Below are 15,113 nucleotides of genomic sequence, written 5' to 3' on the forward strand. Positions count from 1 at the left end.
TAATTAGGCAATATTTACCTAAAGGGATTGATTTAAATCAGGCAGATCAGCATTATTTAAATCAAGTCGCCATGTCACTGAATACTCGTCCTAGAAAAGCGTTAGATTGGCTTACACCATTAGAGAAATTTGCTCAGCTTGTTGATTATCATAAGGCTTTTGAAACTGTCGCACCTCATGTTTGAATTCGCCCATTATGCAGCACTCCAAAAGTGTGTTTGCAAACTTATAGGTGTTTTTTGAGGGTTTTATAACGATTTTACCTGATTAACTAATTTTTTTGATTAAAAATTAAACATATCTACCGTTACACGATAAAAAACTGAAAATATATGTACGTTACACTATAAAAAATAGGGTGTTACACTATAAAAGATATGTACGTTACACTATAAAAAATGATGCGTTACACCATAAAAAGGGCAGCGTTACACTATAATTGGTATTTCGTTACACTATAAAAATACGTGTGTTACACTATAATCGCCAGATCGTTACACTATAAAAAATGGATAAAACTTCTGTACTTTGGATTATCTTTAGAATAAAAAATATAGATCTCCCTTATATTTATTATTTATATTGTATTTTTGAAAATTAGAATAAAATCTGATTTTTAAGAATTAAAAATATGTGTGGTTGTAATAAGGAAAAGTTAATAATTGAAAAATATCTAAGGTTTGAAGCTGGTAAATTATTTTGTAATCTAGATTTTGGTGTTGAATTAAAAAACAAAGAATTAAAAAGGATTTTAAATAAATTTATCCTATCGGGTGAAGTACATACCATATTATCAAAAGTTTATTATAAAGTTGAAAGGAATAAATTAAGCCAATTTAAAAATAAACCTTTATCACCTGATATTGCTGCTGTACTGCAAACCTTGTCTAGAGCCACGGCGCTCAGGTTTCAGGAACATGGTGGCATAGCGGCAAACCGTCTAGGATTAAGTATGCAGGTGCCGCTTATTCATGTTTTCTATACAACGGGAAGATCTAGGGAAATTAAACTTTATGGGCAAACTGTTCGTTTAATTCGCACCCGTTGTCTGGATGTTTTTCAGTATGCACATGAGCCAGCCGGCTGGGCTATTTCAGCACTATATTTTTTGGGTCCTCAAATTGTTGATCCGGCAGTAATAGAAAAACTAAAGGACTCATTAGGAGAGGAGGATTTTCAAAAATTTTTAGAAGCTAAAAAGTCGGGATGGATGAAGAACTTGATTTTAGAAGTAGAAAAAACTGCTTTATAGCATTAAAGTTGATTTATTCTTAGATTTTTAATATCAATAACTTCAATTAAATGGCCACTTTAGATTATTACGATAGACATGCAGATCAATTTGTTCAGTCTACTCTAGATGTAGATATGGAGAGTTTATACTATCTTTTTTTAGAGAATATTCCAGAGTATGGACATATCCTTGATCTTGGTTGTGGTTCAGGACGGGATACCTTGGCATTCAAGAATAAAGGTTATCAGGTTGAAGCATTGGATTACTCAAAAGCTTTAGTTGAAAAGGCTACGGCGCTCACAGGAATCCCTGTCAGATACCAAAGTTTTTATGATTTGAATGAGCATGGTATGTACGACGGAATATGGGCATGCGCTTCTTTGTTGCATTGTGAGCGTGCTAGGCTTCCAGAGGTTGTAAGACGGATTTATAGAGCTTTACGCCGTGGGGGAGTCTGTTATATGTCTTTCAAGTATGGAAGTACAGACCGTCAAAAAGATGGCAGGGTATTTGCTGACTTAGATGAAGAACAGGCGAAAGAACTATTGCATCATATATCAGGTATCCAGCTTTTAAACCTGTGGCTTACTGAAGATAGAAGACCTGACCGACCTGAAATGTGGCTAAATCTGCTTTGGAAGAAAGATGACTAATCTGGTTCCTACACCCCAAGAACAGCTGAAATTCTTAAAACATATTCAGCAGATCCTGCAATCCGGCACTTTTACTTCAACCTATAAGTTTGCCTTGCTCATAAGTATTACCCGACTGGCAATTGAAAAAGGAGAGGATACTGGTGCAGCCTTGCAGCTGGACTATCTGGATATTGCTGAAAAATTTATTGATCTTTACTGGAAACAGTCTCTGCCATTTCAGTTTAACCAATATGAACCCTTTATAATCAAGCAAAGTACTGGAAAACAGGCAAAAATTATTACCGAGATCCAGCAGGCACAACAAAGATTTAAAACCCTTGCAGCTTTAAGAAAAGACCAGATTTATTGGAATCGTCTCAAGTGTTCTATTGCAGTAATAGTTAAGCAGATGCCCGTTGTATATTTGCAGAATTTAAAAGGTCAGACTGTTGAGTTTCTTTATAATCTGGATGATTCCAGACAATATCTAAAACTTTTTCCCAAGGTAATGTATTGCTTGAGGCAATTCAGTGAAATTATTGAAGAGCTATGTCAAAAGCGATGGATTGATTTTGTGAGACTGAACAGGCAAAACCTCGTTGTATTAGATGGTCTGCCTGACTTGGATGACTTCATGTTTTCACCTAATCGTAATCAATTAAAACAGGTGGCAGAGTTTCTGACTGAGATCCAGCAATGCCAGTGTTTTTATTGTGGAAGAAGCCTTAAGAAGACCAGATATGCGGTGGATCATTTCATTCCTTGGTCTCTATATCCTGCCGATACAGGGCACAATTTCGTTTTAGCAGATGAGAAGTGCAATTCACTAAAAAGTAATTATCTGGCGTCACACAGTTTTCTGGATCAATGGCAGGAAAGGAACTATAAACATGATCAAACTATAGTGAGAGAAATTTCTCAATTAGGTTTTTTAACCGATATTCAGCGCTCACATCGGGTTGCTGAGTGGGCATATAAACAGGCGATAGAGAATGAGTATTTGATGTGGGCAGGCGGTAAAGATATACACATATATCACAGTTATTCATAAAGCCTAACTATATTTAAAGACCAAATTTGTTTTAATGAAACAGATTTGATTCATGTTTAAGAAGAATTTAATCAACTGACAAAAGTGTTAAAGCAGAATAGCTGAGTATAAAGCATGGTAGATATCGTTGATGTTTCTACCCGAAGTCGTATGATGGCGGGTATAAAAGGCCGGAATACAAAACCTGAGATACTCATCCGCAGGTTACTACATAAAAAAGGATTTCGTTTTCGTCTTCATGTAAAGGATCTGCCTGGTAAACCAGATATCGTTCTACCTAAATATAAGGCTGTTATTTTTGTAAATGGATGTTTTTGGCATGGTCATAAGGATTGCCGTCTTTTTAAATTACCAGCTACCAGAACTGAATTCTGGCAGGAAAAAATAATGCGGAACCAAGCGAATGACAGTAAATCAATAAATTTGTTATTAGAGAATAACTGGAAAGTCGCTGTTATATGGGAATGTAGTATTAGAGGAGCAACCAAAGATCCAGATACGGTAATTGATCTTATTTCTGAATGGTTACCAAGTGAAAGATCTTTTATTGAAATAGCTTAAGTTTACTTTTAGGACTTGTGGTCACAAAAAAAGTCCGATGATCACTTAATTATTACTGAACATCGAACTTTAATTTTTAAAAATTATGATAATGTTTTTTTAACAAGGAAAACACAATTTCACTGATCTGATGTGCTAGAAAGGGAGGAACAGCATTTCCGACCTGCGTATACTGATTAGTACGATTTCCTTCAAATATATAATTGTCCGGGAAGGTTTGTAATCTAGCTGCTTCTCTTACAGTAAGGCTTCTACACTGCTTTGGATCGTAATGAATGAAATAATGACCATCTTTTGAAATATGGCTTGTTATGGTTGTAGCTTCCCTATTAGCAACTTGAACACGAAAACGGTCATTATAAGACCCTGAATTCCAGTTCTGATGCTGGGGAGCAAGTTCAGCAGGGAAATTCTCAGCTTTAGGTGAGAATCCTCTTTGTTCACCATACAATGCACAAAAACTATATCTGAGCAGATCTGACTCCATATGTCCTCTCGTCTCATGATTGAGTACCAGATTTAGTGCTGGATCAAGAATCCATTTGCTTAAATGATCTGGCATCTGATTTAATGATTTATACTTATGAACACTCTCTTTTCTATTTAAATCTTCATATGGTTGAAGATCTGTTTGATTCACATCAACACCGATATTATTTAATTTGCTTAATATTTCTGCATTTCTTGAAACAACCTGCTGCCAAGAGAAATAAGAATCAGCTTGTTTTGATAACCCGCTTCGTAATTTAGGTAAATCATCAATAGCTTCTTTAACAGTAACTTTAGGATAAATCTTTTTATCCAAGATATCTGGTATCTGTTTAATATCTTCTCTTACACCTATTAGAATAACGCGGTGTCTTGCTTGGGGAATCCCGAATTCTTCGGATTTAATCAGGTAGTTAAGTTTTTCTGGAGTAGAGTTATCTGCATCATCAGTTTTTTCAACAAGGGAATATATTCGATATGAAGGACAAGTTTCTGATCCCGTAATCTTTGAAGGGTTTTGTAGGTCATTAAGAATTTGAGGAAATATGAGTTGATTCTCAACTTTTGCAGTAAGAATTCCTCTGACATTTTCCATAACAAAAACATCAGGTTTTGCTATCGATAGAACCTTTAAATATTCTTTGTAAAGGAAATGGCGGTGATCTTCTTCAGCAACATAGTTTTTATTGCCGGCATTTCTGGAACGACCAGCTAAACTATAGGCTTGACATGGTGGACCTCCAATTAAAATTTTAGGTCCTGCATGATTTTCAGTAAGCTCTTTTACTCTGGCATGAATGTGCTCGTTATCTTTACCTAATTCAGAAGGTCCTTTTAACGTTTCCTGAGAAGCTAATTCATAAATTTCTTTATGTGATTTAAAGAGATCATCCCTAGAAATTTTGCTATTCAGGTATTGATAGTAGTTATCTAGACAGCCATGTTGCTTAGCTAGTCTGTAAAAAGCTCGGGTTGTTAGCGTCAAATGTGCGTGTGGATCTTTTTCAACAGACATGCCTATTTTAAAAGGATACTTATTATTATCGTCTATGTAAGAGGCGAATCCTTCCCCGAGTCCGCCTGGGCCTGAGAATAGATCAATTACTAAAATATCATTATCTTTCATAGTAGCCTGATAACTTAAAAAACACATGCATAATACCAGGTCCTGTCAATCACACAAGACTTAAAAAACTTGATAGATAAAATTAAATGAAGTCTGTGAGACTTCAATAGCATTCAATAAAATCTTCCAGTATATTTTTATACTAAATAGTCTAAAATTCCCTTTTGGTTGAATTATTTTTCAACTTTTTTGGTGTTATATTAGTAACAATTTAGAAGAAACTAGATTACTAGAATTTAAAACTGATTAACGGTCTAGATTGAACCTTCCATGATTAATATGAAAATCTCATATAAGACTAAACCTTTGAGTCCTTTACTAAAAGTTGCTATTAAAGCTGGCGCTTTAGATGCTGTGAGATTACAGATTGAAAGAGGGGGCCTATTAAATGCTGTAGATTCGGCAGGTCTTTCATCTTTAATGTTAGCTGCAATTTTCAAACAACCAGATATTTTTCAGTATTTAATCGAAGCTGGAGCTTCTTTAGAATTGATCGACTCAAAAGGAATGTCGGCTATTGATTATGCAGAAGAAAGTGGTGTTGAAAAAATAAAGGAAATTATATCGGAGGTACAAAATAAGACAACAAATGCTACCAGTGAGCCGAATCTTCCTAATGAAGCAATCACTGATCAAATTATAAATCAATCTACTGAATCTAAGATTGAGCAAGAAATAGTTAGTTTTAAGAAGACAATTATTGAGTTCGAAGATAGTAAAGAAATAGAAAAGGAACAAAATTTAATACAGGATGTTGACAGTCACTTAGTAGATTTTAATTTTGAGTTAGATGAAGATTTATCTTTTGATGCGGGCTGGGCTTCAGATACGTCTGACCACTGGTGTGGTGATGAAGAAATCGAGGTTCCTGAGAATGACTTAGCTTGCTTGGTGGAAGCTGAAACAATTTATACTAAAATAGTTAATCATCAAATTCTTGATATAGATACGATTGATTGGTCAGATATTGAAATTGATCTACCTGTTAGTCAACAAAGAATAATAAATATAAAAGACAAATTTTCTCATTTATATGATTTGTTAATTCAAAGTACAACTACAGGAACGGTTTCATATAGCCAAATATTACAAGCTTTTAAGATTGATATTGGTGAGGCATATATAGATACAGTGCTACCAGTCATTCTAAATCTGTTTGGTGATTTGGGTATTTTAATAGAAGACTTTAAGCCCTTCGAAACTAATTATGAAGAGGGTGGTATTAACCCATCAGATAGCCTTATTGAAGATAGTTTAATTAACTTGAATTATGAACTAGAAGGCAATCTTTTTTCATTAAATATTTATTTTGCACAAATCCAAAAATTTGAATTAATTGATCGAGACGAGGAGGAAAGAATTGGCTTGCAAATGAATATTGCTTTATTGGTCCTTGCCAAGAATATTGCTAATTTACCTGCTCATTATTGGTCAACAGTAGGAGATATATTTGAAAATTCCTCTAATACAGAAGAAAATCAACTGATTATTGAAGAAAGTGAAGTTGATGAGGAAATAGGAGTTAGTGGTGAAATTAAAAATAATGAAACAAGTGAAATTGATAACGAAATTAGTTTAGAAACAAAAGAAAATAATGAAACTTTAAATTTTTGGGATGTTGTAGTTCAGTTAAGGGAAAACCATAAATTTTATGAAAGTAATCAATATATTCCACGCCCTAAACTTAAAAATTTAGAAAAATTATTAAGAATTGTAGAAGAAGATTTTATTGGTATTGATGCTAAAGAAATCATTCATCCTATTATCAAGTATAAAAAAGTTCGTGAAAAATTAATTAAGGCAAATTTCAGGTTAGTAAATTATTTTGCAAAAAAATATGCGTTGTCCGGTGTGCCATTAGAGGATCTTATTCAGGAGGGTAACATAGGGCTATTAGCTGCAGTTGATCGTTATGATTATCAATTGGGTTATAAATTTTCAACATATGCAACTTGGTGGATAAAACAATCAATTACCAGAGCGATAGCTAATACTAATCGATTGATTCGATTACCTGTACATATGTATGAATTAGTCAGTTCTGTTGAAAATGCAAGGAAAGCTCTGGAAGCAGAAAGTTTACCAGTTACGATTTCATCACTGGCACATAAAGCAGGATGTTCAGAGCTGAATGTTAAAAAGGCAATAAGTGCTAATCATGCCGTAGTATTTTTTGATGATATCTTAGATGAAGAAAATGAATATTTAAAAGAGAATGAAATAATTAGCCCGTTTTCTGGTCCTGAAGATGTGATCTTGGCAGCTGACTTAAGAAGGGCGATTTATAAACAGCTGGCTGACTTAGACGAGCGTCAAGCAAAAATCTTGGAACTAAGATTTGGTCTTAAAGATGATAATGATCTTACTCTTGAAGAAGTTGGTAGCCAATTTAATGTTACCCGAGAACGTATCAGACAAATCGAAGCAAAAGCTTTAAACAAATTAAGACACATTTCACGTTCTAAATATCTGGAACCTTTTATTACGTTTGTAAAAGAAGACCTGAAAGAAGAAGAGAGTACGAAGGAAGTAAGCAATGCATAGCCATATTAAATCTCGTAATGCCCCTCCACAAGCAAGTGCAATGATCGAAGCTTTAAGGGGATTGGGTTATAACACAGCGACTGCATTGGCGGACATCATTGATAACAGTATTAGTGCTGAGGCAAATAATATTGATCTACTTTTTAACTGGGATGGTCAAAAGAGTCGTGTCATTGTTTGGGATAATGGTAATGGCATGAATGCTGAAGAAATTGATAAGGCAATGAGACTAGGGGGGAGAAGCCCATTAGAACAAAGGGATGCTAAAGATCTTGGACGTTTTGGTTTGGGGCTTAAAACTGCATCGTTTTCTCAATGTAGAAAATTGACTGTCGTATCTTGTGGTAAGGATGGAACTCATAGCCTCAGATGGGATTTAGATGTCTTGGCCAATCAGCAGGATGGTGGATGGCATTTATTAGAAGGTCCATTTCCAGAACTTGAAGATTTGACTAAAGATCTAAATGATTCTGGTCATGGAACAATGGTAATTTGGGAAGAACTGGATAGGATCATATCTTCAAAGTTTACTGTTGATGACTGGTTAAATCTTATAGATCAGATCGAATCTCATTTATCTATGGTCTTCCACCGTTATCTGGAAAATAAAGAAAAACTTACTATCCAAATAAATGGTAAAGCTATTAAACCGTGGGATCCCTTTTTGTCAGGTCACCCATCCAAACCTTGGAATTCTCCAGTTCAGCCTTTTAAAAATACGAAGATTAAAATTGAATGTCACGTATTACCTCATAAAGATCGTTTAACTGCGAAAGAGCTGAAAGAAGCAGAAGGACCAAATGGATGGATAGCTCAACAGGGTTTTTATGTTTATCGCAATGAGCGGTTAATAGTGGCAGGTAGCTGGTTAGGTCTTAAGTCTTCAGATTCCCAAAGAAAAGTTTGGGTGAAGGATGAAATTCATAAGCTGGTGAGAATAAGACTTGATATCCCCAATACAATGGATAAAGAGTGGGAAATTGATATTCGAAAAGCTGTTGCACGACCACCAGTCTATTTGCGCAAATGGTTGGCTAGTCATGCTGAAGATACAAGAAATAGGGCGCGAAAAGTTTTTATTTCTCGTGGCCAAATTACTAGAACTACGATTGATAAGAGCGAAGTCAAGCAAGCCTGGAAGGCTGAACATTCAGCTAGTGGTATGCGTTATAAAATTGATCTTGAGCACCCAGCTATTAGCTCGGTAATTGAAAATGCTGGGAACTTGTTACCTCATTTAAAAGCTATGCTGAGAGTCATTGAAGAAACAGTACCTGTTCAACGTATATGGTTAGATACCGCAGAGAATAAGGAAGCACCTCATACAGGATTTTCTGGTGAACCATCTACTGAGGTTCTAGAAGTCTTAACCACTTTATACAGGAATATGATTCAAATAAAAGGTATGACACCAGAACAAGCAAAGAAAAGTCTGCATAAGACTGAGCCGTTTAACAGTTATGGAAATTTAATTGAAGAATTGTCTGAATAAATTTCAATATTTGAGGAAGAAATGTAAATGTATCCAGAGCATCACAAGAACGAAAAAACGGTAATTAAAACTGTTCAAGAACTTCTGTTAAGTGAAGAAGATAAATCACTTATTACTCCAGAAAAAATTATTGAAACAGTGGATTCACTTCTTAGTATGAAATTATATGCAAAATTTAGAGAAAATCTGGATTATGATTTTGTAATAGATGAGTTAATTCGTCGTAATAGTATTTGGATTGGTCAAGATAGTATTCTTATAAATAATATAGGTCATGTTGCTTGGTTAACTACTGAAAGAAAAAAAGACTGGAGATATTGGGAACGTTATAAAGAATGGCAAGAAAAAAAATTAGATTGGGTTAGTTTAAATGCTTTAGATAAATCTACAGACGAAATTTTAGGTTTGCTGGAAGATCCTACACGTAAAGATGCTTGGGATAGAAGAGGGTTAGTTGTTGGCCATGTTCAGTCAGGGAAAACAGGAAACTTTACAGGGTTAATATGTAAAGCTGCAGACGCAGGTTATAAGATTATTATTGTTTTAGCTGGAATGCATAATAATCTAAGATCTCAAACACAGATGCGCTTGGATGAAGGATTTCTAGGTTATGAAACTCATCCTGATCCAGAAAAAATTAAAATTATTGGCGTAGGTAATATTGATTCTGGAGCTCTAAGGCCAAATTATGTAACTAATAGAACACAAAATGGAGATTTAAGTAAAAAATTGGCAGAGGTTACTGGTATTACCCCAGAACATAGACCATGGCTATTTGTAGTAAAAAAAAATAAGACAGTTTTAAAAAGATTGCATAAATGGATTCTAGACAATGCAGCAAATACAATTGATCCGAAAACTGGACTTAAAATAGTAACTAATCTTCCGTTACTTGTTATTGATGATGAAGCTGATCATGCCTCTGTTGATACAGGGGAGCAAATATTTGATGAGTTAGGTGAAGCTAAGGAAGATTATCAGCCAAAGGCAATCAATCGACGTATAAGAAAATTATTACAGCTATTTTCAAGAAAAGCATATGTAGGATATACAGCAACACCGTTTGCAAATATTTTTATTCACGAGCGAGGTGAAACAAAGAAAGAAGGGAAAGACTTATTTCCTGAATCATTTATTCTAAATTTAGCATCACCTTCAAACTATATAGGTCCTTCAAGAATATTCGGACTTAATGATGGTAGTGGTTCACGTAAGGCTCAATTACCTATAATCCATGAAATTGATGACCATAATACTAATGATGGTTTAACAGGATGGATGCCGATAAAACATGATAGTAAGCATGAACCTTATCATGATTCAGAATTCGGTATTCCATTATCTTTAGTTGAAGCTATAGATGCTTTTATTCTTTCTTGTGGGGTACGGCAAGCACGTAAGCAGGGTGCTGAACACAGTTCAATGTTAATACATGTAACGCGATTTAACTTAGTTCAAAACCATGTTCATAAAAAAGTTGATGAATATATAAAAAATGTTAGCCAACGATTAATACGAGGTATTGATAATCAAGCAATATTAAATCGACTAGAGAGGTTATGGGAGAATGATTTCATTCCAACAAACAAACAGATGAATAGTGATCTGCCTGACTTATGCGTCGAATCGTTGCCTTCTTGGGAAAAAGTAAAAGAATTATTGCCAGAAGTAATTGAGCAAGTCATTGTGCGTAAAATTAATGGAACAGCAAAAGACGCTCTTGATTACGCTGATAGTGCTAGCGGGTTGAAAGTTATTGCAATCGGGGGGGATAAATTAGCTCGAGGCTTAACATTAGAAGGGCTTTGCGTCAGTTATTTTTTACGTGCTTCAAAAATGTATGACACATTAATGCAAATGGGACGCTGGTTTGGTTATCGCACAGGTTATCTCGATCTGTGCAGACTATATACTACTTCAGAACTTATTGAATGGTTTGAACATATTGCTGATGCTTCATTAGAGTTGAGAGAAGAATTTAACCTTATGGTTGAAAGTGGAGGAACTCCGAGAGATTATGGTCTTAAGGTGAAGTCTCATCCAGTATTAATGGTTACCTCACCTCTGAAAATGCGTACTGCGAAAACTCTAAAATTGTCTTTTAGCGGGACTGTTAGTGAAACAGTAAGTTTTTTGAAAGATGAAAAAGTATTGAAAAATAATTTTGAAGCTTTAACTCATTTAATTAATTTATTAGATCATCCTCAGACTAAACCACTACGTTTACGTGAACATACGAATACGCACAAGTTAAGCTCAAATAATTTTTATTGGGAAGGTATCTCATACACACATATTCTAGACTTTTTAGAGCAATACATAACACATCCAGAATCAATTAAAGCCAATAGCAAAATGTTGAAAAGCTTTATTGAAAAAATGGCAGAGGCAGGGCAACTAACGTCATGGAATATCGCTTTAATGGGGGGGAGTATTAAAGATCACCCTGTACAACTATCAGATTCTTTAATACTTCATAAAGCTCAACGTACTAGCAATGGCCGACATGAGGATCGATATGCTATTCGTAGGTTATTATCCCCAACAGACGAAGCTCTTGATTTAAGTAATGAAGAATGGGATGCAGCCCTAATTAGGACGATTGAAATCTTTAAAGCTGAAAACCCTGGAAAACCAGTTAATGTTAGTAATCCTAGTGGTATAAATTGTCGTTATATTCGTGGTAATGGAGTTAATGGTAATAAGGGACGACCTGACCAGGGACTATTAATTATATATTTGCCAGAGGACGTAGAAAATAATAATTTTGAAGTACAAAGGTTACATCCATTTGTTGGATTTGCTTGCAGTTTTCCTTACAGTAAATTAAGTGAAGAAGTTGAATACAAAGTAAATAATATTGAATGGGAGAGTTACTATGGCCCTGCCAGTTGATCAACAAATTCAACTAGCTTGGAGAGCATTATCTTCAAGTGGGAATAAAGAGGGATGGAGTACCATCCCTCTTTATAATAAAAATAACTGGTTACTTGTTACAGGTTGTAGTCTCTCTACAAATGAACAAGCTATTTTTTTAGAAATTAATCATTCAAATATTTCAATTTCAAATAATAGGTTACCAGTTGCCCAAGGCTTTAGAGTTCAGCAACTTAAAGATGAAGATTCTAAAAAAGGATTAGCTTTAATACGTCAGGTTGATGGAGATTTAGAGCTATTTACAAAGATGGCTGTTGATGTATGTAATACCATTATTCAGAACGAAACCCTAAATGAAAATCAATTAATATCGTTATTCATCAATAGAATAAATGCTTGGCTTTCATTCATGAGAAAAGGTGTTGAAACTCTTTCGCAAGAAGCTGAGTTAGGTTTAATTGGAGAGTTAGAAACATTATCGAGTCTAATTTCAGCAAATATACCAATAAGTGATGTGTTAGATGCATGGATAGGACCTTTAGATGGCCTTAAAGACTTTGAGTTAGGTACAGGCGCTATTGAAATTAAAAGTACTTTATCAAGTAATGGTTTTATCGCAAAAATTGGATCATTAGAACAATTAGATGATAGTCAGATTTCACCATTGTTTGTAAATGGGTATCGTTTTTCTATTAATGCTACAGGTTTGACCTTGGTTGAACGTATAAATTTAATACGGGAACAACTAATAGGCTTTCCATCGGAGCTTTCACGGCTAAATAATTTACTTCTACGAGTGGGGTATCTAGAAAGCGCTGCAGAAAATTACACTCGTAAATTTAAAGTCGAAAACTCATATTTTTGGCTAGTGGATGAAAAATTTCCACGATTAGTACCTGGAAATATTGCTGTAAATATAAGACAGGCTAAATATGAAATAGATTTAACACCCTTTATAAACCAGTCTATAGATTTAAGTATAGTCCTTCAAAAATTAGGAATTGGAAATAGTGGAATTAATTGATTTTTTAAAAAATATTCAGAATGATGTTCAAACTGAAATAGCTACGCGTACTGAAGAATCAGGTCCACAAGGTTTATATGCAGAAGTTATATTTACTGAAATTGTTACTCAGCACATGTCCGAAATTGGTATGACATTCGAGCCTGAGGTTTGTCGTTATCACGCGCAAATACATCCTATTGGTATTCTTAGGTTAAGTGGTTACTCAATTTCTGAAGAAGCAGACCAATTAGATCTATATGTTACTGAATATAGTGGCAATAACGAGCTAGAAAATATTCCTGACTCAGAAATTAAAGCAGCAGCTGAACGCTGTTTGAGATTTCTCAAATACTGTGTTGAAAAAAAGCTATCTTCAAAAATGGATGAGTCTCATGAAGCATATCCACTGGTTCGTACAATAGAAGAAGGTTATTCACAATTTGAACAGATCAGGATTTATGTGTTAACAGACAGGGTGGCAAAAACTCGTCAATTTCAGAATAGAGAAATACAAGGTAAAACAATAAAACTTGAAGTTATTGATATCTCGCGATTATTTAATCATCTACAGGAAGGTAAGCCTAGAGATGAACTCATTGTTAATTTTGAACAAGTTTCTGGTAGTCCACTTCCATGTGTGTGGGTTCCAAATGAGCATGGAGAGTATGATTATGCAATGACTGTAATTCCTGGAGAGGCTTTAAGATATGTATATGAAAAGTATGGACCACGTATTCTAGAGGCAAACGTTAGATCTTTTTTAAGTCAGACAGGAAAAGTAAATAAAGGTATCCGTGATACTTTAATTGATCAGCCAGAACGTTTCATGGCTTACAACAATGGTGTGGTAATTATTGCAGATGAAGCACATTTAGGTAGATTAGAAAACGGTGGCATTGGTATCTCTTGGTTAAAGGGAATGCAAATCGTCAATGGAGGACAAACAACAGCTTCCATGTTCTTTACCAAGAAAAAAAATCCAGCAGTTAACCTGAAAGCTGTACATGTACCTGCGAAAATCATTGTTTTAAGAAAAACAGACCCTCTGGAAGAAGAGCAACTGATTTCAGATATTTCACGCTATGCGAATAGCCAAAATGCGGTTAAGCAATCAGATCTCTCAGCGAATAAACCTTATCATATTAATCTTGAAAAGTTGGCACTATCAACTTACTGCCCTGATGGTGTAAGTCGATGGTTCTATGAAAGAGCTGGGGGTAGCTATAAAGTAATGCTTGAGCGTGAGGGCAAAACTCCTGCTGGCATTAAACGCATACAGGAGCTTATACCTACTAGCAGAAAAATTACTAAAACTGAATTAGCCAAATATGTTTGTGCATGGGAGCAAAAGCCTGATCTGGTGAGTTTAGGGGGACAAAAGAACTTTACTGCATTTATGAATATGATCCAGTCGACCGATGAGGATAAGCAGTTACAATTTGATGTCACCTATTATAAAAATATTATTGCACAAACTATTATATTCAAAACCGCACAGAAAGTTATCAGGTCAAAATTTCCTGCTTTCCAAGCTAATATAACTGCATATACAGTAGCAATTGTGTCTCAAAAAATTGGAAGCCGTATTAACTTTCAAAAAATCTGGTTAAATCAAAAGCTTTCTGAAGGACTTGTTAAACAGATTCTGATTTGGTCAGAGGAAGTTAATAAATACCTGCATGAAACAGCCAAAGGAAGGATGATTTCTGAATGGGCGAAGAAAAATGAATGCTGGGAATTATTATCTCAATATGAGTATTCAGAAAATAATCCTAACATTGAGGAACTAAAGTAACTTAATTTTAATAGTTAAATTTAAATTCTTTAGTTACCCTTTTTGACAATCTTTATGAGATGAATGTAGAAAATTATGGAATATTGGTTTTAAACAGTCTGAAGTTAAATACTACTTCATCTCATTTATTTCTTGGAGTTGACTTTACGAGTATTATCTCTGATTTAATATATGAATTATTAGACCTCTTGCGAAAGTAAAAACTGCCTCAATATAGATTTCATGAAATATCAGAAATTAAATCGTTTTTCAGATTCTGAATTCCAGCGCTTGGTTGGTGTACCTCGAGCAGTTTTTAGTGAA

The 15,113-nt window shown here is 34.6% G+C and carries 10 protein-coding genes and 1 pseudogene; 10 read left to right on the top strand and 1 reads right to left on the bottom strand.

The features are described 5' to 3' along the window. From ACEWB7_RS15140 to ACEWB7_RS15160, 5 genes and pseudogenes are all read left to right on the top strand, one after another. A pseudogene (locus ACEWB7_RS15140) lies at nt 1-185 on the top strand (IS30 family transposase); the annotation flags it as partial. 446 nt (nt 186-631) lie between these two features. Continuing rightward, nucleotides 632-1,252, top strand: a complete 621-nt coding sequence (locus tag ACEWB7_RS15145; RefSeq protein WP_253170940.1) for a DUF6088 family protein — start codon at nt 632-634, stop codon at nt 1,250-1,252. Between the two features lie 50 nt (nt 1,253-1,302). Beyond that, the gene (locus ACEWB7_RS15150; protein WP_411580934.1) at nt 1,303-1,887 is read left to right on the top strand and encodes a class I SAM-dependent methyltransferase; all 585 of its coding nucleotides are present in this window, start codon (nt 1,303-1,305) and stop codon (nt 1,885-1,887) included. Further along, nucleotides 1,880-2,920, top strand: a complete 1,041-nt coding sequence (locus ACEWB7_RS15155) for an HNH endonuclease (protein ID WP_411580935.1) — start codon at nt 1,880-1,882, stop codon at nt 2,918-2,920. The genes ACEWB7_RS15150 and ACEWB7_RS15155 overlap by 8 nt, the downstream gene beginning before the upstream one ends. A 114-nt stretch (nt 2,921-3,034) precedes the next feature. Continuing rightward, on the top strand, nt 3,035-3,481 hold the full coding sequence (locus ACEWB7_RS15160) for a very short patch repair endonuclease (protein WP_411580936.1): 447 nt from the start codon (nt 3,035-3,037) through the stop codon (nt 3,479-3,481). Between the two features lie 76 nt (nt 3,482-3,557). Here ACEWB7_RS15160 and ACEWB7_RS15165 read toward each other — a convergent pair whose 3' ends face one another. Beyond that, nucleotides 3,558-5,096 carry a DNA cytosine methyltransferase gene (locus tag ACEWB7_RS15165; protein WP_411580937.1) on the bottom strand — a complete coding sequence of 513 codons (1,539 nt, stop codon included), beginning with the start codon at nt 5,094-5,096 and terminating at the stop codon, nt 3,558-3,560. Between the two features lie 270 nt (nt 5,097-5,366). Between ACEWB7_RS15165 and ACEWB7_RS15170 the strand changes: the two genes are divergently transcribed. From ACEWB7_RS15170 to mzaE, 5 genes are read left to right on the top strand one after another with little or no spacing between them, the layout of a single operon-like run. Beyond that, a complete protein-coding gene (locus ACEWB7_RS15170) occupies nt 5,367-7,640 on the top strand; it encodes a sigma-70 family RNA polymerase sigma factor (RefSeq protein WP_411580938.1) in 2,274 nt (757 codons plus the stop codon). After that, entirely contained in the window at nt 7,633-9,132 is a 1,500-nt protein-coding gene (locus tag ACEWB7_RS15175; RefSeq protein WP_411580939.1) for an ATP-binding protein, read from the top strand. The genes ACEWB7_RS15170 and ACEWB7_RS15175 overlap by 8 nt, the downstream gene beginning before the upstream one ends. Nucleotides 9,133-9,159: 27 nt before the next feature. Beyond that, nucleotides 9,160-12,027, top strand: coding sequence for a Z1 domain-containing protein (locus ACEWB7_RS15180; protein WP_411580940.1), 2,868 nt, complete (start codon nt 9,160-9,162; stop codon nt 12,025-12,027). Further along, nucleotides 12,011-13,033, top strand: coding sequence for a PD-(D/E)XK motif protein (locus tag ACEWB7_RS15185; RefSeq protein ID WP_411580941.1), 1,023 nt, complete (start codon nt 12,011-12,013; stop codon nt 13,031-13,033). The genes ACEWB7_RS15180 and ACEWB7_RS15185 overlap by 17 nt, the downstream gene beginning before the upstream one ends. Beyond that, nucleotides 13,020-14,810, top strand: coding sequence for an MZA anti-phage system associated AIPR family protein MzaE (mzaE, locus tag ACEWB7_RS15190; protein WP_411580942.1), 1,791 nt, complete (start codon nt 13,020-13,022; stop codon nt 14,808-14,810). Before ACEWB7_RS15185 ends, mzaE begins: the two co-directional genes overlap by 14 nt. Nucleotides 14,811-15,113: the final 303 nt, after the last annotated feature.

The sequence above is a fragment of the Acinetobacter sp. NIOH-H-8 genome (assembly GCF_046635365.1).
Lineage (GTDB): Bacteria > Pseudomonadota > Gammaproteobacteria > Pseudomonadales > Moraxellaceae > Acinetobacter.